The organism is Winogradskyella sp. MIT101101 (assembly GCF_047126865.1).
Taxonomy (GTDB): Bacteria; Bacteroidota; Bacteroidia; order Flavobacteriales; family Flavobacteriaceae; genus Winogradskyella; species Winogradskyella ouciana.
On the sequence record NZ_CP138982.1, the window covers coordinates 2,259,085 to 2,284,598 of the forward strand.

Annotated in this window: 22 protein-coding genes; 6 read left to right on the plus strand and 16 right to left on the minus strand. The window is 34.1% G+C overall.

The window, feature by feature from the left end; translation table 11 throughout:
* Positions 1–142 precede the first annotated feature (142 nt).
* A complete protein-coding gene (locus tag SIB89_RS10165; RefSeq protein ID WP_412559698.1) occupies positions 143–1,057 on the minus strand; it encodes a TIR domain-containing protein in 915 nt (304 codons plus the stop codon).
* 193 nt (positions 1,058–1,250) lie between these two features.
* On the opposite strand from SIB89_RS10165, the gene SIB89_RS10170 reads away from it, so the two are divergent.
* A complete protein-coding gene (locus SIB89_RS10170) occupies positions 1,251–1,583 on the plus strand; it encodes a single-stranded DNA-binding protein (protein WP_412559699.1) in 333 nt (110 codons plus the stop codon).
* A gap of 75 nt (positions 1,584–1,658) precedes the next feature.
* Here SIB89_RS10170 and SIB89_RS10175 read toward each other — a convergent pair whose 3' ends face one another.
* Together SIB89_RS10175 and SIB89_RS10180 are read right to left on the minus strand one after the other, a co-directional pair.
* Positions 1,659–2,957, minus strand: coding sequence for a T9SS type A sorting domain-containing protein (locus tag SIB89_RS10175; protein ID WP_412559700.1), 1,299 nt, complete (start codon positions 2,955–2,957; stop codon positions 1,659–1,661).
* A gap of 422 nt (positions 2,958–3,379) precedes the next feature.
* Entirely contained in the window at positions 3,380–3,901 is a 522-nt protein-coding gene (locus SIB89_RS10180; protein ID WP_412559701.1) for a ferritin, read from the minus strand.
* A gap of 903 nt (positions 3,902–4,804) precedes the next feature.
* Between SIB89_RS10180 and SIB89_RS10185 the strand changes: the two genes are divergently transcribed.
* Complete coding sequence (locus tag SIB89_RS10185) at positions 4,805–5,389, plus strand: tetratricopeptide repeat protein (protein WP_412559702.1); 585 nt, start codon at positions 4,805–4,807, stop codon at positions 5,387–5,389.
* 99 nt (positions 5,390–5,488) lie between these two features.
* Complete coding sequence (locus SIB89_RS10190; RefSeq protein WP_412559703.1) at positions 5,489–6,883, plus strand: RtcB family protein; 1,395 nt, start codon at positions 5,489–5,491, stop codon at positions 6,881–6,883.
* A 53-nt stretch (positions 6,884–6,936) separates the two neighbouring features.
* Here the strand turns inward: SIB89_RS10190 and SIB89_RS10195 are convergent, their stop codons facing one another.
* The 6 genes from SIB89_RS10195 to metG form a co-directional block, all read right to left on the minus strand.
* The gene (locus SIB89_RS10195; RefSeq protein WP_412559704.1) at positions 6,937–7,692 is read right to left on the minus strand and encodes a T9SS type A sorting domain-containing protein; all 756 of its coding nucleotides are present in this window, start codon (positions 7,690–7,692) and stop codon (positions 6,937–6,939) included.
* 141 nt (positions 7,693–7,833) lie between these two features.
* Positions 7,834–8,736, minus strand: a complete 903-nt coding sequence (locus SIB89_RS10200; protein WP_412559705.1) for a histone deacetylase — start codon at positions 8,734–8,736, stop codon at positions 7,834–7,836.
* Positions 8,737–8,758: 22 nt separating this feature from the next.
* Positions 8,759–11,140, minus strand: a complete 2,382-nt coding sequence (locus tag SIB89_RS10205; protein WP_412559706.1) for a hypothetical protein — start codon at positions 11,138–11,140, stop codon at positions 8,759–8,761.
* 165 nt (positions 11,141–11,305) lie between these two features.
* On the minus strand, positions 11,306–13,747 hold the full coding sequence (locus tag SIB89_RS10210) for a hypothetical protein (RefSeq protein WP_412559707.1): 2,442 nt from the start codon (positions 13,745–13,747) through the stop codon (positions 11,306–11,308).
* A gap of 96 nt (positions 13,748–13,843) precedes the next feature.
* The gene (locus SIB89_RS10215) at positions 13,844–16,252 is read right to left on the minus strand and encodes a hypothetical protein (protein ID WP_412559708.1); all 2,409 of its coding nucleotides are present in this window, start codon (positions 16,250–16,252) and stop codon (positions 13,844–13,846) included.
* Between the two features lie 137 nt (positions 16,253–16,389).
* Positions 16,390–18,456 carry a methionine--tRNA ligase gene (metG, locus tag SIB89_RS10220; protein ID WP_412559709.1) on the minus strand — a complete coding sequence of 689 codons (2,067 nt, stop codon included), beginning with the start codon at positions 18,454–18,456 and terminating at the stop codon, positions 16,390–16,392.
* 85 nt (positions 18,457–18,541) lie between these two features.
* On the opposite strand from metG, the gene SIB89_RS10225 reads away from it, so the two are divergent.
* A complete protein-coding gene (locus SIB89_RS10225) occupies positions 18,542–19,564 on the plus strand; it encodes a S66 peptidase family protein (RefSeq protein WP_412559710.1) in 1,023 nt (340 codons plus the stop codon).
* Between the two features lie 48 nt (positions 19,565–19,612).
* A complete protein-coding gene (locus SIB89_RS10230; protein ID WP_412559711.1) occupies positions 19,613–19,972 on the plus strand; it encodes a YraN family protein in 360 nt (119 codons plus the stop codon).
* Here the strand turns inward: SIB89_RS10230 and SIB89_RS10235 are convergent.
* From SIB89_RS10235 to SIB89_RS10250, 4 genes are all read right to left on the minus strand, one after another.
* The gene (locus SIB89_RS10235; protein WP_273289720.1) at positions 19,969–20,307 is read right to left on the minus strand and encodes a hypothetical protein; all 339 of its coding nucleotides are present in this window, start codon (positions 20,305–20,307) and stop codon (positions 19,969–19,971) included. The genes SIB89_RS10230 and SIB89_RS10235 overlap by 4 nt on opposite strands.
* Before the next feature lie 78 nt (positions 20,308–20,385).
* A complete protein-coding gene (gene nadD / locus SIB89_RS10240; RefSeq protein WP_273289718.1) occupies positions 20,386–20,964 on the minus strand; it encodes a nicotinate (nicotinamide) nucleotide adenylyltransferase in 579 nt (192 codons plus the stop codon).
* A 24-nt stretch (positions 20,965–20,988) separates the two neighbouring features.
* On the minus strand, positions 20,989–21,579 hold the full coding sequence (gene gmk / locus SIB89_RS10245; protein ID WP_273289715.1) for a guanylate kinase: 591 nt from the start codon (positions 21,577–21,579) through the stop codon (positions 20,989–20,991).
* Between the two features lie 15 nt (positions 21,580–21,594).
* Entirely contained in the window at positions 21,595–22,452 is an 858-nt protein-coding gene (locus SIB89_RS10250; RefSeq protein ID WP_273289714.1) for a YicC/YloC family endoribonuclease, read from the minus strand.
* A gap of 132 nt (positions 22,453–22,584) precedes the next feature.
* On the opposite strand from SIB89_RS10250, the gene SIB89_RS10255 reads away from it, so the two are divergent.
* Entirely contained in the window at positions 22,585–23,064 is a 480-nt protein-coding gene (locus SIB89_RS10255; protein ID WP_273289713.1) for an acyl-CoA thioesterase, read from the plus strand.
* A gap of 1 nt (position 23,065) precedes the next feature.
* Here the strand turns inward: SIB89_RS10255 and SIB89_RS10260 are convergent, their stop codons facing one another.
* Genes SIB89_RS10260 through SIB89_RS10270 form a run of 3 tightly spaced genes read right to left on the minus strand, consistent with a single transcriptional unit; the run spans position 23,066 to position 25,443 of the window.
* Positions 23,066–24,202, minus strand: coding sequence for a peptidogalycan biosysnthesis protein (locus SIB89_RS10260; RefSeq protein ID WP_273289712.1), 1,137 nt, complete (start codon positions 24,200–24,202; stop codon positions 23,066–23,068).
* Between the two features lies 1 nt (position 24,203).
* The gene (locus SIB89_RS10265) at positions 24,204–25,097 is read right to left on the minus strand and encodes a DMT family transporter (RefSeq protein ID WP_273289711.1); all 894 of its coding nucleotides are present in this window, start codon (positions 25,095–25,097) and stop codon (positions 24,204–24,206) included.
* Complete coding sequence (locus SIB89_RS10270) at positions 25,090–25,443, minus strand: arsenate reductase family protein (protein ID WP_273289710.1); 354 nt, start codon at positions 25,441–25,443, stop codon at positions 25,090–25,092. Before SIB89_RS10270 ends, SIB89_RS10265 begins: the two co-directional genes overlap by 8 nt.
* Between the last annotated feature and the right edge of the window lie 71 nt (positions 25,444–25,514).

The following is a 25,514-nucleotide window of genomic DNA, read 5'->3' on the forward strand; positions in this document are numbered from 1 at the left end:
TTAAATTAAGCCTCGCGGTCTCGGCTATGAGTAGTTTCGTGGTTAGCACTTAACTTTGCAAATACACACCAAACTGAAAATCCGCTAGGATTTTCAGAAATAAACGAGAACGATTACTTTTAGCCATTGTGGCCAGCTGTTTTTATATTTTGTATATCTCATCGATTTCAGTTCTCAGTTGTTCTTTCCAGTTTCCTTCGATTGAAATATATACTACTCCCGAATAATCGGAAGGAATTTCAATGTCTTTTTCGTGGAGAATAATTACTTTTTCTCTTCCAATTTTACCAATGAAAAACCCTGTTTCAAAAATTACATTTTGTCGCGCTCTAGGTTTTAAATTTTTGTTGTCTTTCGCTTTTCCAAGATCATCATTTGTCCATAATGCTATTGCAAAATCAACAGTTGAGTAGCTTTCAAATTTTTCGATTACCGTCTTTCCTTTACTCGCTTGTTCGTGTAGAATTACCGTATCTTTTTTTAGCTGTTTATCTATAAACCTGGCAACTTCAAGTTTTAAAGTATTATTATGTCCGTGAACTATAAAACCTTTATTGGTGTATTCTTTAGTTAATGTTGAATAGGGCGCTATTGAATTGCTAGATGGCAGAATAGCAAGTTTTTGGCTTAAATGATTCAGAAATCGAATACTACCTTTTATCTTTTTCGTTTGTGCATTTAGTTTATATTGAAAGTCATTTGTGTTGATATTTCGATTAAACGCATCTGCAAAACCCGAATAGGTATGCAATCCTTCATATTTTTTAAAATGTTCATTGTCGGGTTGTTCAAATGCGTACTTTATAAGTTCTTTGTTTATATCTTCCCAGGCATAAAAATCTAAATATAGCTCATCTAATTCGTCAGTAGTATTTATTTTGCGAGTCAATAATTTATTTCCAAGTTCAATACGGTTTTTTAATTCATCACTGAAAACAGCTCTGGGTTTCTTTAAAGTATTTTTATTATAAATGGCCATTTTATATTCTTGATATAGTTTTAGCTTGCTCGCAACAGGTATGTAAATCTTTTTTATAAAATTAAACAAAATATCCACAAAACCAACAGCTATAGCGTTTTAGTCATTTACAAACGACTACAAACATTTACAAACGAATTTAAACACGTAACTACCGACTAAAATTTGCCAACCGTATAATCTTTGCAGTGTCGAAACATAAGAACCTATCCATGAATGAGTAGGCAAGTCTCGATAGTATTAACTGTTTAACATTAAAAATTTAGAACACATGAACACATTAAGAAACAAAGTACAGTTGATTGGTAACTTAGGTAAGAATCCAGAAATCATCAATTTAGAGTCAGGAAAAACCTTGGCAAAATTTTCTATAGCGACTAACGAGAGCTATAAAAATGCGCAAGGCGAAAAGGTAACCGACACGCAATGGCACAATATCGTAGCTTGGGGTAAAACGGCACAGATTGTAGAGAAATTTGTAACCAAAGGTAAGGAGGTTGCCATTGAGGGTAAACTGACCACACGCTCTTGGGAAGACAAAGACGGTATGAAACGTTATATGACGGAAGTGGTTTGTAGCGAACTTTTAATGTTGGGGAAATAAAACCCAAGTAAAAAAGTCGAGATATAAAAAGAGCTGCCATTTGGCAGCTCTTTTCTATTTATATAAATAATAAAATTAGTTCTTAATTACTTTTTTAGTAATACTACTACCACTAAAGTCATTGGTAATTTTAACAAAGTATAGTGCATCACCTAACTTATCTAAATTAGAAAGCGTGAGGTTACCGTTTGTTGCAGTTAGCGTTTCGCTCATTACAACACGTCCGTTGATATCAAACAGATTTACAGTGTAGTCATCATTTGCACCATTAGATAATTTTATGGCAATAGATGATGTAAATGGATTTGGACTTATTTCAACAGTATCTACAGTAAATTCATCTACAGTAAGAGAACCACCACATATAGACCAGCCCATGTCTTCAAAAAGTCCTAAAGAAATTGGTCCTGGATTATGGTTTGCAACACCAGAGCCTATTTGAGGAGTCATCAATGAATTTACATTTCCATTAGGAAACGTTGACTCATCCCAATGGCTATAACTAGAACCTTGATCCCATGGGCTAGGTGCAAACATCCTTGGTATTACACCTCCGTTTTGACCTACAGATGTTGGCGAGTTGTTAAAGAGGTTACTACCTGTTAACTGTAAATGCATATCATTAGAAGGGTCAGTAAAAAGACCAGAATCTAAAAGGGATTGACCCATGCCGTTTTCAACATTAAGATCGTAAACAGTCGGAATCATGTTGTTTGGCTCTCTCAATCTTCCAGTAGACCCATCTGTCGTGGCAAAGCTTATAAAGCCTAAACCATGACCTAACTCATGCAATACTACCGTGACAAAATCAAATTGACTTCCTGGAGGCATAGCATCTGTACCGTAATACCAGTTAAAAGAACTACTAAAAGTAGCATTTATGTCTATAGATCCAAAACCACTTGAGTCTTGATCTTCAATTTTTTCCCATAATGCAACAGGATAAAAGACATTTGGGGTAGCGTCTGGATGATTAGATGTTAAAACTGTAGTTGGACCAGCTTGGCCTAAGACTCCTGGGCCAAGAGGCTCAAAACTTGCATTTATTCTAATGGGTTGAGAGGATTCTATAGAATTAGCCCAAATATCTACAGCAAATTGAAAGGCTGCCATAGCTTGCGCTCCTTCAGGGCCAGTAAAACCCGTATAATTAACAATAAAGTTTGTACATGCTGTACCACTTGCCATTCTATTTAAAACTTCTGGTGATGTGTGTGTAGAGCTAGGTCCTTCATAATCTTTGGCATAAAGTACACATGCAGGTGTAGTAACATTTTTTACTTTAGGTACAAATTCGGTTTCATCTTGTGCAAAAGCACCTATTGTAAAGCACAATGCACCAACAATAGTAAGTGGCTTTATAAAATTTTTCATTTTAAATGTAATTTTGTTCATAGACTTATTTTTTTCAGCTTAAAAATAATACAATTTTAGATAAAAATAAGGTATAGCTATGAATATTGGATAAAACCGCCACTATATTAGACGACCAAGAGTTAGTGACTGAAAAGAAAGAAAGGTTATGCTGGAATAATAATTAAGCCACTTTTTTTAGCAAATCATAGCAAGGACATTTTTTACAGCGTTTACTTTCTGCTTTCTTATACTTTTTACAGCACTTGGATTTAACTTTGCCCAAGGCTTCAAAACCAGAAGTTTCAAGAACTTTTATGCGTTTTTTTTTAAGCTTTTTGTTTTTCTTTTTTTGCCCATCTTTAGTTCCCTCGAAAGAGGGAATCTTTAAAATTCGGCCACAAAAATAACTATTTTTATTTATTCTAAATAAGGTTTAACATTTAAACTCCTCCAGGAGTGTCAGCTGCAGAACTTATTGTTAGTTGTTGAATATCGCGATCAAATAAGTAAAGTCCACCTTTATCATTACCAATCATGTTGACTTTGTCTAATATGGTTCTCGCCATAGCTTCTTCCTCTATTTGCTCAGCGACGTACCATTGTAAAAAGTTGTGTGTGGCATAGTCTTTTTCTTGTAAAGAGATATGAACCAATTCATTGATACTTTCAGACACAAAAACTTCGTGCTCTAATAATTTTTCAAACATTTCCTTAAAAGACGTAAACGTAACATTTGGCGCATTAAGCTCGGATATTTGCGCATGTCCTCCGCGCTCGTTTATAAACTTCACCAATTTTAACATGTGCTCACGCTCTTCATCAGACTGATCATACATAAAGTTAGAAATACCTTCCAGACCTTTTACCTCAGCCCATACAGCCATGGCTAAATACACTTGGGATGATTCGGCTTCTATTCTTATCTGTTTGTTTAATGCAGCTTCTATTGATTTTGATAACATAACTTCTCGGTTTTACACAAAGATAAGCAGTTAAAAACACTATTAAAAGCTTTAATTGATAAGTAGTTGTAATAGCGGATTTAAAAACTTTATGACCCTGAAATTTGGAATTAAGGTACGGTTTATGCCATATTTGCAATACTAATGAGAAAAACAATAGTACATAGAGCACCAAAATCACTGATGTGTCAGTGGGATTATCGAGGAAATAGTATCGAATTATTTCAACGGCAAGGACGTTATGTATCTATTATTAATCATTAATTACACATGATTTAAGCACAAAAACTATACATAGATAACAAGCGTCCAAGAAATTGGGCGCTTTTTTTATGAAAAAAATTACAAAAATTTGAAACTAGACTTTAAAAAATAAAATAACACGTATTGAAGACTAAGCAATTGGGAGACAGACGCTTGCCAAAAACCTTCAACCATCTGCATAAAGCGGACAGGAATTCCTCTGTCCAAAAACAAATTAACTAATTGATAATCAATTAATTAAATTGAATTTTTATTTGGAAGTTTCAAAAATTCCATTTTATATTTGCACCAGTGCTGAGCGTAGTCGAAGCATCGCAGAATTAAACAATTCGCAATAACATAAATAATAATATTAATGCTGAATTCATTTCAGTAAAACAAAGAAGCCATGCTAAAACAAATAGTAGCATTTCAAAATTTAAGTTATGACCTCGAGTCATTTACAAGGCTTCGGTATTTTCTGCCTGCCTGTCGGCAGACTGGTAGATAATTTATTTCCCAGAGAAGAATCCGAAGCAAATAAACTGTTTCGGATTTTTTATTTCAAAAAATTTAAGAATACATCTATCTGAACAGTTTTAAGAGCAGTACATAACGCGCTGCATTTAAAACAGTAACAAACTATTGAATAAAAGTATCATGGAAAATAATTTGCATAACATCCACTTGTTTAGAGCTATTGAAGCCTACCCTTGGGAATTAGAGAAAGCGGTTGAAGCCTTAAATTATGCTTTGTCTTACGACCCGGAAAATGTAAAAGCTTTGCATTTAATGGCTAAAGTACACTATGAGCAATTGGGTGATAACGAAACCGCAAAACGCTATTTTGAAAAAGCTTTGGCTAGCAATATTGAAACACCAGATATATACCCAGATTATATAAGGCTGTTGATTAATAACGAGGATTTTAATGAAGCCCAAAAGTTAATTGACTTCGCTAAAACTATAAAAGGAGTTGGTAAGGCTGGTATTGCTTTGGCACAAGGACAACTATACGAAAGTATCGCTAAGTATGAAGATGCTGAAAAGGTTCTTAAAGAAGCAAAGCAATTAGCATTGAACGATGATTTTATCAGTTTTGTTGATACTGTTTTATCTCGAGTAAAAAAGAAGAGAAAAGTACAGGCAAACGAAAATAGAATCATAGAAAATCAGGCTAAAAAAGAACCTGAAGCAGAAACTAAAAATAGCTGGTTTCAGAATAGGCTGAATAATTTATTGTAATTAAAAAAAGTAATTTAGTAGAAGTCTTTTTGGAATCAGGCTTCAATGTAGCGCTCTGCCAGATGTAGAAGCTGGCAGAGCTTAATAAAATTAGAAAACATGAAAACAAAAATAACAGGGCACGATTTAATTGCCTTAGGATACAGACAAGGCAAATGGATGAAAGAAGCCATTGCACATATCAATGAAAATGAATTACAAGGAGAAGCAATGACTGAGTATTTAGAGCAGTTTAAATTGCCAGATCCAATAGCATTACATAAAACTCCGATTGAATTTTCAATAAATATCAAGGCAGAAAATGAAATGGAAGAGGACAATGTCTCTAAAGTCATTAACTCAATGCAAACCTTGATGAAAACACCAACATTGGTTGATGGCGCTATTATGCCAGATGCTTGTCCTGCTGGTCCTGACGGAACAATTCCAGTAGGAGGTGTTGCTGTGGCTAAAAACGCCATTCATCCAGGAATGCATAGTGCTGACATCTGTTGCTCTGTAATGTTAACCGATTTCGGTAAAACAGACCCTAAAGCCATTTTAGATGCAGCACATGCCAATACACATTTTGGTCCTGGTGGAAGAGATAGAAATTCTCAATTTAGATTCCCAAAGGAATTGTTAGAGGCTTTTGAAGATAACGTGTTGTTGAATGACAAAGAAATGATCAAAATTGCACGTTCTCATTTAGGAACTCAGGGTGATGGTAACCATTTTTTATTTATTGGAACCTCTAAAAATACAGGAAACACTATGATGGTAACACATCATGGTTCTAGAGGTCCTGGTGCAAAATTGTACAATAAAGGAATGAAAATTGCCGAACGTTTTAGACGTGATTTATCACCTGAAACTAAAAAGCAAAATGCTTGGATTCCTTTTGATACTGAAGAAGGTGAAAATTATTGGGATGCATTGCAGACTATCAGAGATTGGACAAAAACCAACCATGAAGTATTGCACAATTCAGTTGCTGAAACCTTAGGAATTGATATTGAAAACCGATACTGGAATGAGCATAACTTTGTGTTTAAAGATGGTGATTTGTTTTACCATGCTAAAGGTGCAACTCCTTTGGATGCTAAGTTTATGCCTGATATTACAGGACCTCGATTGATTCCTTTGAATATGTCTGAGCCTGTTTTAATTGTTGAGGGATCTACCACAAAAACCAATTTAGGTTTTGCACCACATGGTGCTGGTAGAAATGTGAGTAGAACACAGCATAGAAAAAGTAAAACAGGGAGTGTTATGCAAATCTTTAAAGAGGAAACACGTGGATTGGATGTACGATTCTTTTCTACGGAAATTGATATTACCGAGTTACCTAGTGCTTATAAAAATGCGAATGCAGTAAGGGCACAAATGGACGAATTTGGTTTAGGTAATGTCATTGACGAAGTAATGCCTTATGGTTGCATTATGGCAGGAGATTGGCAGAAAAATGCACCTTGGAAGAAGAGAAGAGAAAACAGAAAGCGTAACAGACGTTGATTTTTTAAAAAGCGCAAGTGATTCACTTGCGCTTTTGATTTTAGAATAAGATTCTACTGTTTTATAAATCGTTTTATATTCTGACCATTTTCAGAAGATATTTTAATAAGATATAAGCCTGTTTCCCATCCAGAGACATCAATTTGCGCTTCAATATTAGATGAAATCGACTGAGCATAGACTTGTTTCCCCAATATATCATATACTTGTAAAGTTCCTTCTGCAACTACTGATTTAAATTCTACATTTAAGATAGTAGATGAAGGATTAGGAAATAACCTTAAACTACTACTTTCTTCAAAATCGTCAATCCCGAGAGTACTCCAGTTCGCAACACCGTTTTGTGTGCCATCACCATTATACTGAAAAGGCGGTGATACAGTAATAAAAGTATCAGCGACCCATAGACCAGCAGCAACAGCAACAGATTCTCTGCTTGGTGAAGCTCCGGTTCCCCATTGTAAAAAATCTAACATATTTGCACTAGAACCAAATCCAGAACTACTATACAACGCAAACTCTCCACTTGAAACAGGGAAATTTATTGAGCTTGCAACATCTAATTCTGCTCCCGGAGCTAATGTTGTAACAGTAGTCATACTGCTTAGCTGTGCGTATTGAGGGCGTACACAAAACCAATATCCTGAAATTGTTGCTGTTACATCTCCAAAATTCTTTAGTGTTATGGAGTTTGTATTAGGGTCAGCTTTCAAAATTCTAACATTTTCTTGAGCGAATAATGTTGTTGTAGAAAGTGTTGTAGATATGATTGCCATCAACAACACCTTTAGTAAGTAATTTTTTTTCATAATCAATTTTTATTTTAGGATTCTATTATTCTATATATCCAGTGATCAATACGTTAGAATTGAGTAAAAGATATAATAAATTCCTCTGATTGTGCTTATTTCTATAGAAGAATTTAATCCTTTAAAAACATTATTGTTTTTTTAAAAGAAGATTTCTTGAGCCAATCGGTAGGTATTGGCATGTGCATCAACAATAACTTTAATATCCGATGAATAACCACCTCCCATACTACACATCACTGGTATTTTGTTGTTCTTGCACGTTTGTAGAACAAAACGATCACGTTCTTTACAACCTTCTACGGACATACTAAGCTTACCTAATTTGTCTGATGAAATGACATCTACTCCACTGAGGTAGTAAATAAAATCGGGTTGTTGCTGGTCTATGAGCTTTGGTAAAGTTTCTTTTAATAGTTTGAGATATGTCTTATCATTAGCGTCATTTTCTAAAGCAATATCCAAATCACTTACTTCCTTTTTAAAAGGATAGTTACTTTTTCCATGCATAGAAAAAGTAAATACGGACTCATCATTTTGAAAGATCTGTGCAGTGCCATTACCTTGATGAACGTCTAAATCTACAATGAGAATTTTTTTAGCCAATCCCATCTTTTGTAGATAGCGTGCTCCAATCGCTTGGTCATTTAGTAAACAAAACGCTTCTCCACGATTAGTGTAAGCATGGTGTGTGCCTCCTGCAATATTCATTGCAATTCCGTGTTTTAATGCATATTCGCTTGCTTTAATTGTGCCGTCTGCAATGATAACTTCGCGCTCTACCAAAACCTCACTTAGTGGAAAACCTATTTTTCTTGCAGCGCGTTGATCTAAAGTAATGTTTACCAAATCATAATAATATTCGGGTTCATGTACTTCTAAAATATATTTGTCATTAGGTTTTGTAGGTTCAAAAAAATTATTGCCACTACAAGTGCCTTCGTGTAGCAATTGTTGTGGCAATAATTCATATTTCTCCATCGGAAAACGGTGTCCTTTTGGGAGAGGATGTTTATAAATGGGGTGGAACGCTATTTTTAGCATACACAATTAGATAATTTTTCATCTAATTTAATGATATAGACTTTTCTTCAAAAATAAACGAACCGTCGTTTGCAATTCCCTCTATAAATAATGTAATAGGAACTTCTGGCTGAGCTATTTTTAATGTAACATTTCCATTGGCATCTGTTGTAAGCTCAGGCTTCCAATCTATAGTACCATAACCTTTAAAGAAATCATCGTTGTAATATTTATAATTAGGCACATAGAATTTCTTCTTTGTACTGAATGCCAGTGGCAATTCATAATCTTGTGTAGTCTTTACATTGTTACTAGGTCTATTTTTAAAATCTGTATAAATTTTAACAATTCCGCCAGAACTATTCGATGTTCTACTAATATCACGTCTATCAACTTCGACAAAATCCACATAGAGCAATGGTAGATTATCAATTATAGATCTGTCTAGCACACGCATATCGTCCAAGAATATTACAGGTACACCGCCAGAAAACGTTGTTATGGTAGTGGTTCCATTTACAGTTCTTTTTGTTAAACCTGCCCTGAATACAAGGAAGTCGGCAAATGTTTGAAACTGAATTACGTCATCCTCATCTACAACATGTACTCTGCCACTGCGTCCTTGACTTAATTCTCGGGTTCTTAATTCTTTTCTTCCTGCTTTAGTTTTTACAAGAACTTCATCTAATTGTTGTGTTTCATTTAAGTTTAAAAATGAAATATTTGTGTTTGTTAATCCAGCATAGGTTTCATAGTCCCACTTAGGTTTTATAATCCCAGCATTAGTTTGAAATGATGGAATTTTGCTAGGAAACGATTGCAGATAGAGCTTCGCAGGTTCTAATTCGTTATTTTTATTGACCTTAGATAAATAAAGCTTATCATCTTCGTTTAAGAAAACATTTTCTACTGTAAAAGCTTTACTTATATCATTATCAACCTCATAAAATTGTGGATCTTGATTAGATACAGCATGTACCAAATAGGTTTCCTCTTTGTCTCTTGACTGAGCATTAATATTGGCTCTTAAAGTTATACCTTGCTCAAACGTATGAGTAAGACCAGGATTAGGCGCAAAAATTGTATTCCAATCGTAGCTGCTCCAACCTTGCGTGATCAATAAATTATCTAGCGCTACTTTCTTTTCTTCAGTGATATCTGAAAAATAATACTTAGCATTTTCAACTACACCATTTACATAGGGTTGAAGATAGGTATAAGATAAAATATTGTGATGTCTGTAATAAGATGATGTTTCTTGTGGCAAAACAGAAACGCTCATATTATTTATAAGCAAAGGGTTAACTTGCTTAAAGTTGAGTTTCATTGTTATAGAATCATTAGCCTTAACAGCCGAGAGCTCGTTAGAAGCAATAATATCTATACCATTGTAGTTAAAAAATAAGCGTTCTATAATTGGCTCATTATTTTCATTGAATAGTGTAAGAACATTTACGCCAGCCGCAATATTATCTAGCTCAAAAGCCTTCATAATAGTTAGATCTTCATTAAATACAATTTCAGTAACATCGATATTATCTCCATTATGAATTGTCATTTGATATGGCTTTCCTTTAACCAAATCTAAACTTTCCTTGTTGGTCATAAGTGCCACAATAGCTTTATTTCTATGCTTAACAAGAGAGAGCGTCACACCAAGAGGTTCAACTTGTTCGTTAAAATCAAAACTATAATCTTTGTTTAAGTATTTGATATTTACTTTATAGGATTTACCTATTTCGGCTAAAAGCGGAAACTTTCCGATACCCAATTCATTCACGGCAAATTCAGTAATCAGGTTGTTGTCTTGGTCAACAACCTCACCTTTTACTGATTGTACACCATAACCTTTATAGTCTTTTAAAACAACACCTACATTGTTAACAACACCATTTAGCAAATGTCCACCTTCTGGTAAGAACTGAGCATCAATAGAATTTTTAACCGACTCAGTTATAATGGTTTTTTCTGTTTTTGGGTCTATAACTTTAACAGATTCTACAAAATAGTTTTGCTCGTTAAAGTTTTTCATCCAGTTTGTGTAAGCCTTAAAAGTGTAATAGCCTGAGCTAAAGCTTGAATCAATTTTAATGATGTTAGCCGCTACACCATTTTCTACTTTGAGAAGTTTTTGCTTTAAGACGTTGTTATTTTCATCTTCAATACTTACATAAAGATTTGTAGTAACCTTAGATGGTTTTTTGTCTTTTTTGTCGAGGACATAAGCAGTGAATCCAATAGCTTCTCCCTTAATATAAGCAGACTTATTAAGATGCACATATACAACTTCTCTTGCATCCGAGGTGTAATCTTGGTACTGGGTTACAATTTCTTTAGCCTTGTCTTGGGCATTTAAAGATAAACTGCTGAGAAAAATTAATAGAATAAATAGTTTTGAAATACGAAATCGAGTAGAGTTTTTCATAATTGATGGTTTTAAAAATTAATAATTTATAGCTTGTAAGAAACCTCTCAATTTTAATGCCAAACTTTAATAATATTTAAGTAAAACCTAAATTTACTTGAAGAATAATTAAAAAACCTGCTAAATTTTAAACATTTAGCAGGTTGAAGCAGAGGTTGTAAGGTATTAATTAAGAGAAATGGTTTTTTCTTCAAAAATAAACGTACCGTCGTTAGCAATGCCTTCTATAAACAAGGTAATAGGAACTTCTGGTTGAGCTATTTTCAACGTAACATTTCCATTGGCATCTGTTGTGAGATCAGGTTTCCAATCTACAGTACCGTAACCTTTAAAGAAATCGTCATTGTAATATTGATATCTAGGCACATAGAATTTTTTCTTAGCACTAAAGGTTAAGGGCAGTTTATATTTTTGCGCTGTACTTTTATCAACAGATTTATAAGCACTGGTAGTTAATGTGTATAACTTTATTACGCCACGAGAGCCCGTTGCACCCATACCTAAACCAGATCGGTCTATCTCTATATAATCTATATTACTTAAAGAATATCTATAGAACATTCTCGTATCTAGCATTAAATTGCCATCTAGTAGAATTGCCATACCTGGGTTTAATCCCATTGCACCATTATTTCCATTTTGTGAAGGAGCATTTGGACCTCCAGAACTTGTGCCTCTACCACCGACTATTAGGCCATCTTGTGGCGACTCTACCACTGTAAGGTTTTGAGCAATTAAATATTCTGCTAAAGTATAGAAACTTAGCCTATCTAACTGAGACAATACTTTAACTTTTCCATACCTATGATGGCTAAGTTCACGAGTTCTTGTTCTAATTTTATCTAATTCCGTTTTAACGACGACCTCATCTAATTTTTGAACGTTATTGGCCGTTTTAAAATAAATACTACTTGGGTTTAACTCCACAGTTGTCCTATAATTAGTTTTTGGTCTAAGTATAGTTGTAGAAACCTCTAAATTTGGAATTTTGTTAGGATAAGCCTGTAGATATAATTGTGCTGGTACCAAATCTGCATTGTTTTTCACTTTAGATATAAATATACTATCAGTCTCAGCAACAAATACATTTTCTATAGTGAAATTCTTACCATTTTCTTCTACTTCTGCAAACACCGGATTTTGATTTGATACAGCGTGCATCATATAGATGTTTTTATCTTCTTTCCTTTCTGCGTTAATGTTACCCTTTAAGGTTATCCCTTGTTCAAAGGTGTATCGCAACTCTGGTAATTCGCTAAATATCGTATTCCAGTCATAGCTGCTCCAGCCTTGCGTAATAAGAAGATTATCTAACTCTGCTTTTTTCTCTTCCGTAATATCACTAAAATAATATTTAGCTTGTTCTACCTGACCTCTTACGTAAGGTTGCAGGTAGGTATAGGATATAATGTTATGGTGCCTATTGTAAGATACAGTCTCTTGAGGCAGAACCGACACACTGATGTTGTTATGGGCACCAGAGTCTAGATGTTTGAAATTAAGTTTCATTACAACTGAATCGTTAGATTTCTTTGCCGTAAGATTATTTGATTCTTGAATATCAATACCGTTATAGTTAAAAAACAATCGTTCTACAACGGGCTTGTTATCGTCGTTGAAAAGCGTTAGTATATTTACACCCGAGGCCAAGTTTTTGAGATCAAAAGCTTTAGTGACCTTGAGTTCGTCATTAAAAATTATTGGTACGACATCAATGTTATCACCATTATGAATAGTCAATTGAAAAGTCTTCCCTTGCACCAAATCTTGACTTTCATTATTGGTCTTAAGTGTTACAATAGCTTTGTTTCTATGTTGTACCATAGAAAGCGTTACACCGAGAGGTTCAACCGCATGGCTAAAATCCATTGTATGGTCTTTGTTTAAGTATTTGATATTTACTTTATAGGATTTGCCAATTTCAGCCAATAAAGGAAATTTACCAATCCCTAATTTATTAACTTTAAATTCTGTGATAAAATTATTGTCTTGATCATAGACCTTACCATCTAAGTGTGGAATTCCGTAACCTTTGCTATCTTTTAAAATAACACCAACAATGTTAACCACTCCGCTTAGTAAGTGGCCGCCTTCTGGTAAAAACTGAGCATCTATAGTATTTTGAGTTACTTCCGTTTCTATATATTCACTAACTTTTGGATCAATCACGTTAATGGATTCTACATAATAGTTTTGCTCGTTAAAGTTGCGCATCCAATTAGTATAAGCTTTAAAATGATAATGGCCAGAAGTAAAGGCAGAATCAATTTCGATAATATTGGTGGCAACACCATTTTCTACCTTTAATAGTTTTTGTTTTAGGACGTTGTTGTTTTCATCTTCAATGCTTACGTAAAGGTTTGTAGTAACTTGAGAGGGTTTTTTGTCTTTCTTATCGAGGACATAGGCTGTAAACCCAATATTTTCACCTTTAATAAACGTAGATTTGTTTAAATGGACATATACGACTTCCCTGGCATCGTAGGTGTAGTTTTGGTATAAATCGAGAATATCGTCAGTTCTATTTTGCGCACTAGCGAAGTAGAGGTTTAAGGTAAAAAAAAGTATACATAGTTTTAAAAACCGAAAATGAGTAGAGTTTTTCATAACGTGATGGTTTTAGAGATTAATAAATAGCTTTGTAAGAATAATCTCAAACTTTATGCCAAACTCTATTCACGTTTTATATGAGGTCTTTATTTACTAGTTCAGTGAAATGGTTTTTTCTTCAAAAATAAATGAACCATCGTTTGCTATTCCTTCTATAAATAACTTTATGTTCCCTCTTGGTTTAACTATTTTAAAACTAGCTATGCCCTTTTCATCAATTTTTACTTTTGGTTCCCAACCAATAACACCATAACCTTTATAAAAATCACTAAAGTATGATTGGTATTTAGGGACATAGAATTTTTTCTCTGCGCTAAACGATAGTGGTAACTTAAAATCTTGTACGGTATCTTGGTTGTTGGTACTTTTAGAGCCTTTTGTGCTAGAGTAAATTTTAATTACACCTCTTGCACCTCTGGCTCCCTCACCAATCCCTTGCCTGTTAATTTCAATATAACCGACGTTGGTCAGTGAATATTGATAAAATATTTGTGTATCGGCAATATACATTCCGTCTAAGAAAAACTCAGGACCCACACGTGAGCCATTAGGAGTTCTATCTGCAAAATACATTCGGTCTTCTACCGCAAATTCACCTTGATTATCAATAACATTAAAACCTTTTGAAACTAGAAATTGGCCAAGCGTGTTAAACAATAGCCTATCTTCTTCTTCTATAACGGAAATCTTACCAAATTTATGCTTTCCAAATTCGCGCATTTTTGTACGCTTTCTATCCAATTCACTTTGCACTACAACCTCATTAAGTGCTTGGACTTCATCAAAATTAAATTCTTTAAATACATTGGGCTTTATATTGGCCTCTATTTTATAATCGTGTTTAGGATTTAATGTTCTAGAATCCGTAGTTAATCTCGGGATTGCACTTGGAAAACTCTGAAAATATAATGAAGCTGGTAATAAACCGTTAACCTTTGTCATCTTGGAGACATAAATCTTATCAGAGCCAACAGGGAAAAGGTTGTCTATTAAAAAACTATTTTCACCTTCAGAAAGCGAAAAAATTCTTGGTTCCTCATCAGCAACGGCATGCATTAAAAATGAGTTGTCGTCATTATCACTTATGTCGCTAGCGAGATTTGCCTTTAATCTTATGCCTTGCTCAAAAGTATGTGTTTGGTTTGGAGCGTTCTGAAAAATGGTGTTCCAGTCATAACTACTCCAACCTTGGGTAAGTAATAAGTTGTCTAATTCGTATTGCTTTTTGGGATCAACATCTGTAAAATAGTACTTTGCTTGCTCTATATAACCTCTTAAATAAGGCTGTAGATACGTGTAAGACACAATATTGTTGTGCCTATTATAAGATTTTGTCTCTTCTGGCAATACAGATACACTCAAGGAGTTTATAGTTTCTGAATTAATATTCTTAAAGCCTAAGTTCACTGTAACTGTATCTCTTTTTCTAGACGCAGAAAGATCATTGGTCTTTAACACATCTATACCCTTATGATTAAAGAATAAACGCTCGGCAATTGGCTTGTCTTCTCCATTAAATAGTGTTAGGATATTTACACCTGTTGCTGTATTACTGTAATCAATGGCTTTGGTAACAACGGTTTCATCAGTAAAATAGATGTCCATGATGTCATAGTTATCACCATTATGAGCCATTAGGGTATATCGGTTGCCTTTTATGTTTTCTAAAGTTTCATCATTGGTAATTAATGAGACAAACACTTTAGATTTTAGGCTTTTTAAGGACATAATAATACCTCTTGGTTCAACATTCTGATCAAGGTTGACCGTAAAATCTTTGTTGGCACTTGTAATATTAACCTTATAGGTTTCATTTGTACTTGGTAACAATTGAAATTTACCAATACCAAACTGATTGGTTTCGAATGTTGATAATATTTGATTGTCACTATCTATGACTTCACCTTTAGCATTGGGAATTCCAAAACCAAGATTGTCCTTTATGACAACTCCTACATTATTAATAACACCACTAAGTAAATGTCCACTTTCTGGTAAAAACTGAGCATCAACTGTATTTTCTATGCGTTCTTCCTCTATATATTCCTCAGTTTCTGGATTAATGATTCTTACAGATTCCACATAGTGATTTTGCTCGTTAAAATTCAGCATCCAATTGGTATATGCTTTTACATTATAATAACCAGAAGAAAAAAGTGAATCAACCTCAAAGGAATTAGAAGCTACTCCATCATCTACGCGTATAAGCTTTTGTTTGATTACATTTTTATTTTCATCCTCAATACTCACATACAGATTAGTGGTAAGTAGTGATGGCTTTTTATCTTTTTTATCCATCACATATGCTGTAAAACCTATGGACTCACCTTTAATGTAAGTGGATTTGTTAAGGTGCATATAAACGACTTCACGAGCTGCTTCAGTATAGTCTTCATAAGCCTCCAAAACTTCTGAATCTTCTTGTGCACTAATTGACAGTCCAAAGAACAAGAGAAGTAAAAAAATAGTTTTAAAGAGAGGAAGTGAGTTAATTGCTTTCATAACAGTTGATTTTTAATATAAATTTATCAAAAACCACGTCAACAAGAAACAATTTTAACGCGAGTTTAGTAAAGAATAGTAAAGTTTTACGTTATTCTCTGTAAAAATTCAAACCAGTGTAATCAGATATTAAAAGACTAGCTAATCTTCAACCCATTTGAAACCCCTTCAATACTAGGATTAACAAAAACCAGACTACCGTTTTCATCTTCCGTCATTAAAATCATACCTTGACTCTCAACACCTCGAAGTGCTCTTGGAGCCAAATTCACCAAAACAGTAACACGTTTACCAATCACCTCTTCTGGTGAAAAACTTTCTGCAATACCAGAAACTATGGTACGTGTATCTATGCCAGTATCTACTTTTAAAACTAAAAGTTTTTTTGTTTTGGGCATTTTCTCAGCTTCTAAAATAGTACCAACACGTAAATCTAGTTTAGAAAAATCATCAAACGTAATTTCATCTTTTTGAGGTTCTACCGTTTTGTTGGCCGCTTCGTTTGCTTTTCTATTAGCCTCTAACTTATCGAGTTGTTTCTGTATTTCAGAATCTTCAATTTTTGAAAAAAGTAACTCTGGTTTTCCTGTTTTTATGGTATGTTCAGCAGGGAGTAAAATATCTTTTGTTGGAACGTTGTCCCAAGTAGGCTCTTCGTCAAGTTTAAAATGACAAAGAATTGACTTTAATTTTGTTGAGGTAAACGGTAAAAACGGCTCGCATAAAACTGCTAAGGCAGAGGCAATCTGTAGAGCCACAAACATTACTGTTTTTGTACGTGCTTCATCAGTTTTTATAGTTTTCCATGGCTCTTCATCTGCTAAGTATTTGTTACCAAGCCGTGCCAAGTTCATTAGCTCTTGACTCCCTTCTCTAAAACGGTAGCGCTCTATTGAACTAGCAATTACTGCTGGATAGGCCTTTACAGCTGCTAAAGTTTCTTCGTCAATTTCAGAATATTCAGAAGGTGTAGGAATAACACCGTCGTAATACTTGTTAGTTAAAACCACTACACGATTAATGAAATTACCGAAAATAGCAACCAGCTCATTATTGTTTCTGGCCTGAAAATCTCTCCACGTAAAATCGTTATCCTTAGTTTCTGGTGCATTTGCCGTTAGAGCATATCGCAATACGTCTTGTTGATTCGGAAAATCCTCTAAATAATCTGGTAACCAAACCGCCCAGTTTTTTGAAGTTGAAAGCTTATTGCCTTCGAGATTCAAAAATTCGTTGGCAGGCACATTTTCTGGTAATATGTAAGATCCTTCAGCTTTGAGCATTGATGGAAAAATAATACAGTGAAAAACAATGTTATCCTTGCCAATAAAGTGTACTAAAGTTGTGTCCTCATTCTTCCAGTAATCTTCCCAGTTTTTTCCTTCGCGTTCCGCCCATTCTTTGGTTGCGGATATGTAACCGATAGGTGCATCAAACCAAACGTAAAGGACTTTGCCTTCACCACCTTCAACAGGCACAGGGATTCCCCAATCTAAATCTCTCGTTACCGCTCTTGGGCGCAAACCATCATCAACCCAAGATTTAACCTGGCCGTAAACATTTGGTTTCCAATCTTTCTTATGACCTTTTAAAATCCATTCTTTTAAAAAGTCTTCGTACTTGTTTAATGGTAAAAACCAATGTTTGGTTTCTTTTAAGGTGGGTTTATTTCCTGTTATGGCTGATTTTGGATTTATTAAATCCGTAGCGTTAAGGCTAGTACCACAGTTTTCGCACTGATCACCATAAGCTTCTTCATTACCGCATTTAGGGCAAGTACCTGTCACAAAACGATCTGCTAAAAACTGATTGGCTTCGGCATCGTAAAGCTGCTCTGATACCTCTTCTACAAACTCGTTTTTATCATATAGAGTTTTAAAGAACTCAGACGCTGTTTCGTGATGGATTTTAGCTGAAGTACGTGAATAATTATCGAACGTAATTCCAAATTCCTCAAATGAGGATTTAATAATCTCATGATATTTATCTACGATATCCTGAGGCGAAACACCTTCTTTTTTGGCTTTTATAGTAATCGGAACTCCATGCTCATCGCTTCCGCAAATAAAAGCCACATCATTACCTGTTAGCCTTAAATATCTAGCATATATATCTGCTGGTACATAAACACCTGCTAAATGACCAATATGTATTGGGCCGTTGGTGTATGGTAATGCAGCAGTTATGGTATATCTTTTAGACATAAAGGATGGTTTTTTTCAAGCTACAAAAGTACACATTATAAAGTCGAATTAGAAAAAAAATGTACATTTACAAAAAGCAGTTTTTATGATTTTGAGACGCACTATTTTACTCCTCTGTATGGCCATTATATTAGAAATGGGCAATTATGCCTTTGCTCAAAATGATAATGATAAATCTTCTGACATGATAACCGAATTGATTAGACCTCCATACTTAAAAGCAGGTGACACCGTAGCTATTGTTGCTCCATCAGGAATTTTAAAAAACCGAGAGCGCGAAGTACAACAAGCCGTTGATTTATTAAAAAGTTGGGGTTTACATAGTGTAGTAGGAAAACATGTCTTTAGCAAAGCAGATCATTTTGCCGGCACTGACGATGAACGTTGTGAAGATTTACAACGCGCCATGGACGACCCTAAAATCAGTGCTATTTGGTGTGCAAGAGGTGGTTATGGAACCGTGCGTATTTTAGATAAATTAAATTATTCCAAGTTTAAGAAAAACCCTAAATGGGTGATTGGGTACAGTGATATTACAGCATTGCACAATCAATTACATAATGAGGGATATGAGTCGCTCCATGCGCTTATGTGCGTTAGTCTGACTAAGGATTTAGAGGATGTAAAGAACTCAATAGAAACATTTAAATCTGCTTTGTTTGGCAATCCTACCAATTACATATTAGAGGGTTCAGAATACAATAGGAACGGTGAAGCCTCAGGTCAGCTAGTCGGCGGAAACCTTACCATATTACATACCATGTTGGGTTCTAAGGAAAGTATTGATACATCAGGGAAAATTTTATTTATTGAAGAAATTGGTGAATACAAATATCATATAGACCGCATGTTACAGAGCATGAAACGTGCTGGCTATTTTGATAACCTAAAGGGATTAGTGGTAGGTGATATGTCTAAGCTAAGAAAAAACACCACGCTATGGGGAACTTCAGTAGAACAACTTGTCTTAGATGCCTTAAAGGAATATGATTTTCCAATTGCCTTCAATATGCCTGCTGGACATGAGAAAGACAATAGAGCCTTGGTTTTAGGAAGAGCAGTTGAGTTAAAGGTAGATAAAAAGGAAAGCACTTTAACTTTTGAATAAATTTCTTAGCCTTATTGAAAAATTTCACAATCATTCAAATATAAATACTTGGCACAGCATTACGAACTTGGCAAAAAAGGAGAGCAACTAGCCGTAAATTATCTAGCTAATAACAACTATGAAATTGTTGAGCGCAACTACAGGTTTGACAAAGCTGAAGTAGATATTATTGCTCAAAAAGGTGATACCCTAGCCATAATTGAGGTGAAAACACGTTCTACGATAGATTTTGGAAATCCGCAAGACTTTGTAAAACCTAAGCAAATTAAAAACTTGGTGAAAGCGGTACATGAATACGTCACCGAAAACGACTTAGATGTAGAAGTCCGTTTTGATATTATTGCAATAGTAAAAGAAAAGAAGGGGTTTAAAATAGAACATTTAGAAAATGCATTCTATCATTTTTAGAGGTAAATGTTAGTGACCACAATAAAGAGGCTATAAAAAAGAACATTTACAACCTTGTCTTTAGTTCTTAATTTCAAAAATCTTTTAAACTCTTTCTTTAGTACATTAAAAGATAATAGAACACCTGTAAAAACTACTCCTAATCCAATAAACCAATATAATGATTCTGGATAGGGTAAGGTTGCGCTAGTAACAAAAAAAAGTATCAGTAAACCTCCTGTAATTAAAAGGCGTTTTTCATTTACATCATCTAAATTATTTCTCAGTACAATGGTTCTGATTTTTGAAACAATCAGAGCAATAATAGCTGTCAAAAATACTATGGTAAACGTCATTTCTTTTTCAAATTTATTTTAATTAAAAATAATTATTCTTTTAAAGAATAATAAAAATTGAGAGGGTTAACTATTAAATTATTTATAAAAATTCATTTCGTCTATATAATGCCACACATTATCGGATAACATGGAGCGAACATTTCTTCCCGCTTTTATTTCTTGTCGTATAAACGTCGAAGACAGCTCCATTATTGGCGCAGAAATGTTAAAAATTTTCGGATGATTGTTAAATTTTGTGTTCACCTTACCATCTGATAATCTAGGGTAAACATAAATGTTGTAATTTTCTAAAATAAGTTCATAGTTTTTCCACTTATGAAAATGTTTTAGATTGTCCTCTCCCATAATCAATGAGAACTCATGCTCAGGAAATTTTTCACCGAGATAAGTGAGCGTGTCTATTGTGTAGTTGGGCTGCTTTAGCCCAAACTCAATATCGCTAGGTCTTAATTTTGTATAATCTTTGGTCGCTCTGTAAACCATCTCTAATCTTTGATGATTATCCAGTAAACTACTTTTTGTTTTAAAAGGACTTTGAGGTGTCACTACGAACCAGACCTGGTCTAGATCACTATGCTCAGCTAAATGATTTGCAATAGTTAAATGACCAATGTGAATAGGGTTAAATGTTCCGAAGTATAGACCAATTTTCATTATCAGCTAAATTTATTCCAGTATCTATTCATTTATAAAATCAGAAACCAATTTATAGGCATTCTCCAAAGCCTCGTCTAAATTAGAGTTAATCACGATTTCATCAAATAGTGGAGCAGTGGCCAATTCTGCTGGCGCTTTTGCTACACGCATGCTTATTTTTTCCTCGCTTTCTTCGCCACGATCTTTTAAACGTCTTACTAATTCGTTTAGGTCTGGTGGTTTTACAAATACTGCTAAAGTTTGCTCTGGGAATTTACGTTTAATACGTAAGCCTCCAGACACATCAATATCAAAAATAACGTGCTTTCCTTTAGCCCATATACGAGCAATTTCTGTCTTTAGTGTACCATAGAAGTTATCGCGATAGACTTCTTCCCATTCTAAAAACTCATCATTTTTTATCCTGTTTTTAAATTCTTTTAAGGAGAGGTAATAATAATCTTTACCATGAATTTCATTGCCACGTTTTTCGCGCGAAGTTGCTGAGATTGAAAACTCTAAATTTAATTCTGGTTGCTTTAATAAATGCCTAACAATAGTCGTTTTTCCAGAGCCTGATGGTGCTGAAAACACAATGAGCTTACCTTGTTTTTTGGTTTTAATTTCTGACATTGACTAAAAATTTTATTAAAGGACGTTCAATAACTGTTCCTTAATTTTTTCTAGCTCATCTTTCATCTGTACAACCAATTTTTGCATAGGCGCATGATTGGATTTTGAGCCTATGGTATTAATTTCCCTTCCAATTTCTTGAGAAATGAACCCTAGTTTTTTTCCGTTGGAATCATCAGAATTTAAGGCTTTTTCAAAATAATCTAAATGATTTTCCAATCTTACTTTTTCTTCGGTGATATCAAATTTTTCGATATAATATACGAGCTCTTGTTCAAAACGGTTTTCATCCACTTTTTCCTTAATATCTGCAATACCTTTTTCCAATCTTGCTCTTACACCATCAATACGATCTGGATCCATAGTAATAACTTCTTCCAACAAACGTCTAAGAGTGACAATTCTATCTAAAAAATCTTGTTTTAGAGTAGCACCTTCGTCTTTTCTGTAGGCAACAATTTTAGAGACAGAATCATTAATGCCATTGGCAATTAAGGTCCATTCTTCTTCATCAATGTCATCTCGTTCTGTCGTAACCGCATCTGGTAAACGGATTGCCATTTTAAGTAATTCTGTAGTATCACCATCAACAACATCCTTTAGTTGTTTGATGTATTCTTTTACTACAGTCTTATTGATTTGAGAACTTGTGTCTTCACCTGTGATTTCAACATAGAGCGAAAAATCCACCTTTCCACGTACCAGATGCTTAGCTATTAGCTTTCTAATTTCGAGCTCTTTTGCTCGGTACATCGATGGCATACGTGCATTTATGTCTAAATTCTTGCTATTCAGTGATTTTAGTTCTATAGATATTTTTTTGGTTGGGAGTTGCAGAACAGATTTCCCATAACCAGTCATAGATTGTATCATTAATACGATGCGATTAAAGTTGCGCAAAGGTACAAAAATGAATGTTTAACGCGCTATTTAAATAGTTTGAAAAGTATTGAGGTGACCCAAGAGACTTTTATAACTTTGCGTTTTTGATCTGAAAAACAATTTATGTACAAAAAACAGTTTGAAATCCGTTGGAGTGATGTAGATGCCAATGCCCATTTAGCAAATTCTGCCTATACCAATTTTATGAGCCATACCAGAATGGCTTTTTTCGCTGAATATGGCTTTTCTATGCATGAAATTAAAAAGCACAATATTGGTCCGGTAGTATTTTATGAGCACATGTATTATTTTAAAGAATCTTTTCTTGGCGCACCCATTACTGTGACCATTGAAGTGTCTGGCATAAGTGAAGATGGTATGCTTTTTATGTTTGAGCATAATTTCTATGATACTGAAGGAAACAATTTAGCTCATTGCGAAATGCAAGGAGGTTGGATAGACCTTAAGGCTAGAAAACTTACAGGTTTGCCAGAATCTTTATTAGAGTTGGCGCATAAATTTCCAAAGTCTGAAAGTTTTAAAGTGCTTACAAAAGAAGACACACGTAAGCATGGTGTAAGGCCGAAGCCACTAGAAGTTTGAATTATTTAAACGGCTGATGCTGTTTAAATCGTTTTATAGCCGCACCACTTCTCTGAATAATAGGCTTAAGTATTTGATTAGGCAGATAATGTTTATGCCTAATGTAACAAGTAAGCTGCACAGGTTCTGCACCAATCGTACTTTTTATTTCAGAGGCTGTTCTGCCCAGATTAATCTGTTTTGATTTAGTTTGTAATCCCAGCCTAATGTAGTCGTTGAGTATTCTGGGATAAATGGAAAACTCTCTATTTTTAGTGTAATCTAAGCCAATAAAATGAGCATCTAGATTAGCTCCGTTTTGCATAGCGGATAAAAACCCAACCAATACGTTATTTAAAAAGTACCCTTTTACAATAAACTTATCCTTAAATGTATTTTTGAGATGGATATAAGTGTCTAAATTTAAGATTTGAGCATTAAAGTCGGCATTATCAATAGTGTTTTGATATAATTTTTGAAGCTCCTCTTTATAGCTCTCAATATCTTCCTCCGTGAAGAACTTTGCTTCGAGAGGTTCAGTTTTAGCATCAGCTCTATTCGCTTTTACTCTGTATTTAGATTTTAATGCATTGAGGTAATCGGTGAATGACTTCCATTCTGGTTTTAAACTTATCACCATATTGGGTTCAACATGCATTGGCACATAGCCAAATGTTTTAAGATGCTCAGTAATGTAAAGTGATTCGTTTATAAAATCCTTCACAAAAATGGCGTTCATTCGCTTTTTGCATTTTAATTGCCTAATACTTTGGGCAAGTGCTTCAAAGGTTTCTATTTTTGGTTCACCTGTTTTTAAAAAGGTGCCATATTCACCACTTAAAAACACGTTGCCACAAAAAAGAATTCGGACTTTGCTATTACAAAATAACCAGTTAAAAAAACGTTTTATCCAAGGGAGTAAACGTGTATTTTTTGTTATGGTTTCAACACCAATGGTAACAATTTGGGTATTGCCAAATGCTACGGCTTTACCTTTTTTTAGAATGAAGATGTAGTTAAAGTCAATATCTGTATTTGCAATCTCAAACGCTTTTAAAAATTCTGGGGAATAATAAATGTTTGAAGTACAGCCCAAGCTTTCCCAATAGGATTCTGGAATCGCATCTACGGTTTCAAAAATTTCAGATTTAAAAGACAAATCAGTGAATCTTTTTGGGTTTAAATGATACGAGATACACTCCTGTAAAAATTAAAATCATAGCAAAAATCTTAATGGCATCAATGTTGTCTGCACCCATTGTTATAGCAAATAAACCAGCAATTACAGGTTGAAGATAAATAAATATACCAACAGTTGATGCTTTTAGTTTATTAAGTGCTAATGGATTTAACAAGTAGGTACCAAAGGTGGCACCTAAAATTACAAATAAGACTGAGAATGTAATATATGGTGTAAACGATTGCCACTGTACCTCTTGTAATTCGCTATACCCAAAAGGAATAAGAACAATTAACCCAAACAAGAACAACCACTTAATAAATGAAAAAGGGTGGTATTTCGCTGTTAATTTTTTGATTAATATGACATAAATACTATACGAAATGGCATTTAAAAAAATAAGCAAATTTCCCAATGGCACATTGTCTCCTGTTCTGACAGATTTACCATAAATGGTTAGTGCTAAAGCACCACAAAGGGCCAAGACAATACCGACAATTTTTAATGAAGTAATTTTTTCCTTTAAAACGTAAGCCGATAGAATTAGAATAATAACTGGTACAATGGTCATTATCGCGGAGGCATGGATTGGTGATGTGAATTCCAATCCTTTAAAAAAGAATAACATATTGATGACCACGCCAAACAACGCAGCTGCGAAAAGTTTTATAAAATCTTTTTTTTCAATTTTTTGTTGAGGTACAATTAGGCTTAAAAGCCAAAATAACACAGTTGCTCCTGCTACCCTTAATAGTACAAAGCCGAAAGGTTTAATGTAGTTTTCATTCATTACGGCTTTTGCTATAGTGTAATTAAGTCCGTATAGCAGTTGTACCATGAAGAGCGCAAAAATGGCAAAAGCTCTACTATTCATCTAAAGCTTGTTTTGTAGATGCCACTGTTTTTTTGGAATTGCCTATAAAAATCTGATCATTAAAGATGATAACAGGCCGTTTTAAAAAAGTGTAATGTTTTAGAATATGATTTTTGTAATCTTCTTCTGTTAGGTTTTTATTTTTTAGATCAAGTTCCTTATAAAGTCTAGCGCGTTTACTAAAGAGGCTTTCATAACTATTTGTAAGGCTTCTCATATTTTCAAGTTGACTTTGAGTAATAGCTTCCGTTTTTATATCCTGAAGGTGAAAATCACTAGATAAATCAAGCTCATTTATAATTCTCATACAAGTATTGCAAGTGCTTAGATAAAATACTTTTTTCATGTTATTAGTCCCTTAATTATATTTGAAATACAAAGTAAATTTATTTAATCCTAAAAAGGATTACTTTTAGA

Excerpts from the sequence above, each read along its gene's own strand:
- SIB89_RS10170 (WP_412559699.1), top strand. The coding sequence starts at position 1,251 with ATGAACACATTAAGAAACAAAGTACAGTTGATTGGTAACTTAGGTAAG.
- SIB89_RS10175 (WP_412559700.1), bottom strand. The coding sequence starts at position 2,957 with ATGAAAAATTTTATAAAGCCACTTACTATTGTTGGTGCATTGTGCTTT.
- SIB89_RS10180 (WP_412559701.1), bottom strand. The coding sequence starts at position 3,901 with ATGTTATCAAAATCAATAGAAGCTGCATTAAACAAACAGATAAGAATA.
- SIB89_RS10185 (WP_412559702.1), top strand. The coding sequence starts at position 4,805 with ATGGAAAATAATTTGCATAACATCCACTTGTTTAGAGCTATTGAAGCC.
- SIB89_RS10190 (WP_412559703.1), top strand. The coding sequence starts at position 5,489 with ATGAAAACAAAAATAACAGGGCACGATTTAATTGCCTTAGGATACAGA.
- SIB89_RS10195 (WP_412559704.1), bottom strand. The coding sequence starts at position 7,692 with ATGAAAAAAAATTACTTACTAAAGGTGTTGTTGATGGCAATCATATCT.
- SIB89_RS10200 (WP_412559705.1), bottom strand. The coding sequence starts at position 8,736 with ATGCTAAAAATAGCGTTCCACCCCATTTATAAACATCCTCTCCCAAAA.
- SIB89_RS10205 (WP_412559706.1), bottom strand. The coding sequence starts at position 11,140 with ATGAAAAACTCTACTCGATTTCGTATTTCAAAACTATTTATTCTATTA.
- SIB89_RS10210 (WP_412559707.1), bottom strand. The coding sequence starts at position 13,747 with ATGAAAAACTCTACTCATTTTCGGTTTTTAAAACTATGTATACTTTTT.
- SIB89_RS10215 (WP_412559708.1), bottom strand. The coding sequence starts at position 16,252 with ATGAAAGCAATTAACTCACTTCCTCTCTTTAAAACTATTTTTTTACTT.
- metG (WP_412559709.1), bottom strand. The coding sequence starts at position 18,456 with ATGTCTAAAAGATATACCATAACTGCTGCATTACCATACACCAACGGC.
- SIB89_RS10225 (WP_412559710.1), top strand. The coding sequence starts at position 18,542 with ATGATTTTGAGACGCACTATTTTACTCCTCTGTATGGCCATTATATTA.
- SIB89_RS10235 (WP_273289720.1), bottom strand. The coding sequence starts at position 20,307 with ATGACGTTTACCATAGTATTTTTGACAGCTATTATTGCTCTGATTGTT.
- nadD (WP_273289718.1), bottom strand. The coding sequence starts at position 20,964 with ATGAAAATTGGTCTATACTTCGGAACATTTAACCCTATTCACATTGGT.
- gmk (WP_273289715.1), bottom strand. The coding sequence starts at position 21,579 with ATGTCAGAAATTAAAACCAAAAAACAAGGTAAGCTCATTGTGTTTTCA.
- SIB89_RS10250 (WP_273289714.1), bottom strand. The coding sequence starts at position 22,452 with ATGATACAATCTATGACTGGTTATGGGAAATCTGTTCTGCAACTCCCA.
- SIB89_RS10255 (WP_273289713.1), top strand. The coding sequence starts at position 22,585 with ATGTACAAAAAACAGTTTGAAATCCGTTGGAGTGATGTAGATGCCAAT.
- SIB89_RS10265 (WP_273289711.1), bottom strand. The coding sequence starts at position 25,097 with ATGAATAGTAGAGCTTTTGCCATTTTTGCGCTCTTCATGGTACAACTG.
- SIB89_RS10270 (WP_273289710.1), bottom strand. The coding sequence starts at position 25,443 with ATGAAAAAAGTATTTTATCTAAGCACTTGCAATACTTGTATGAGAATT.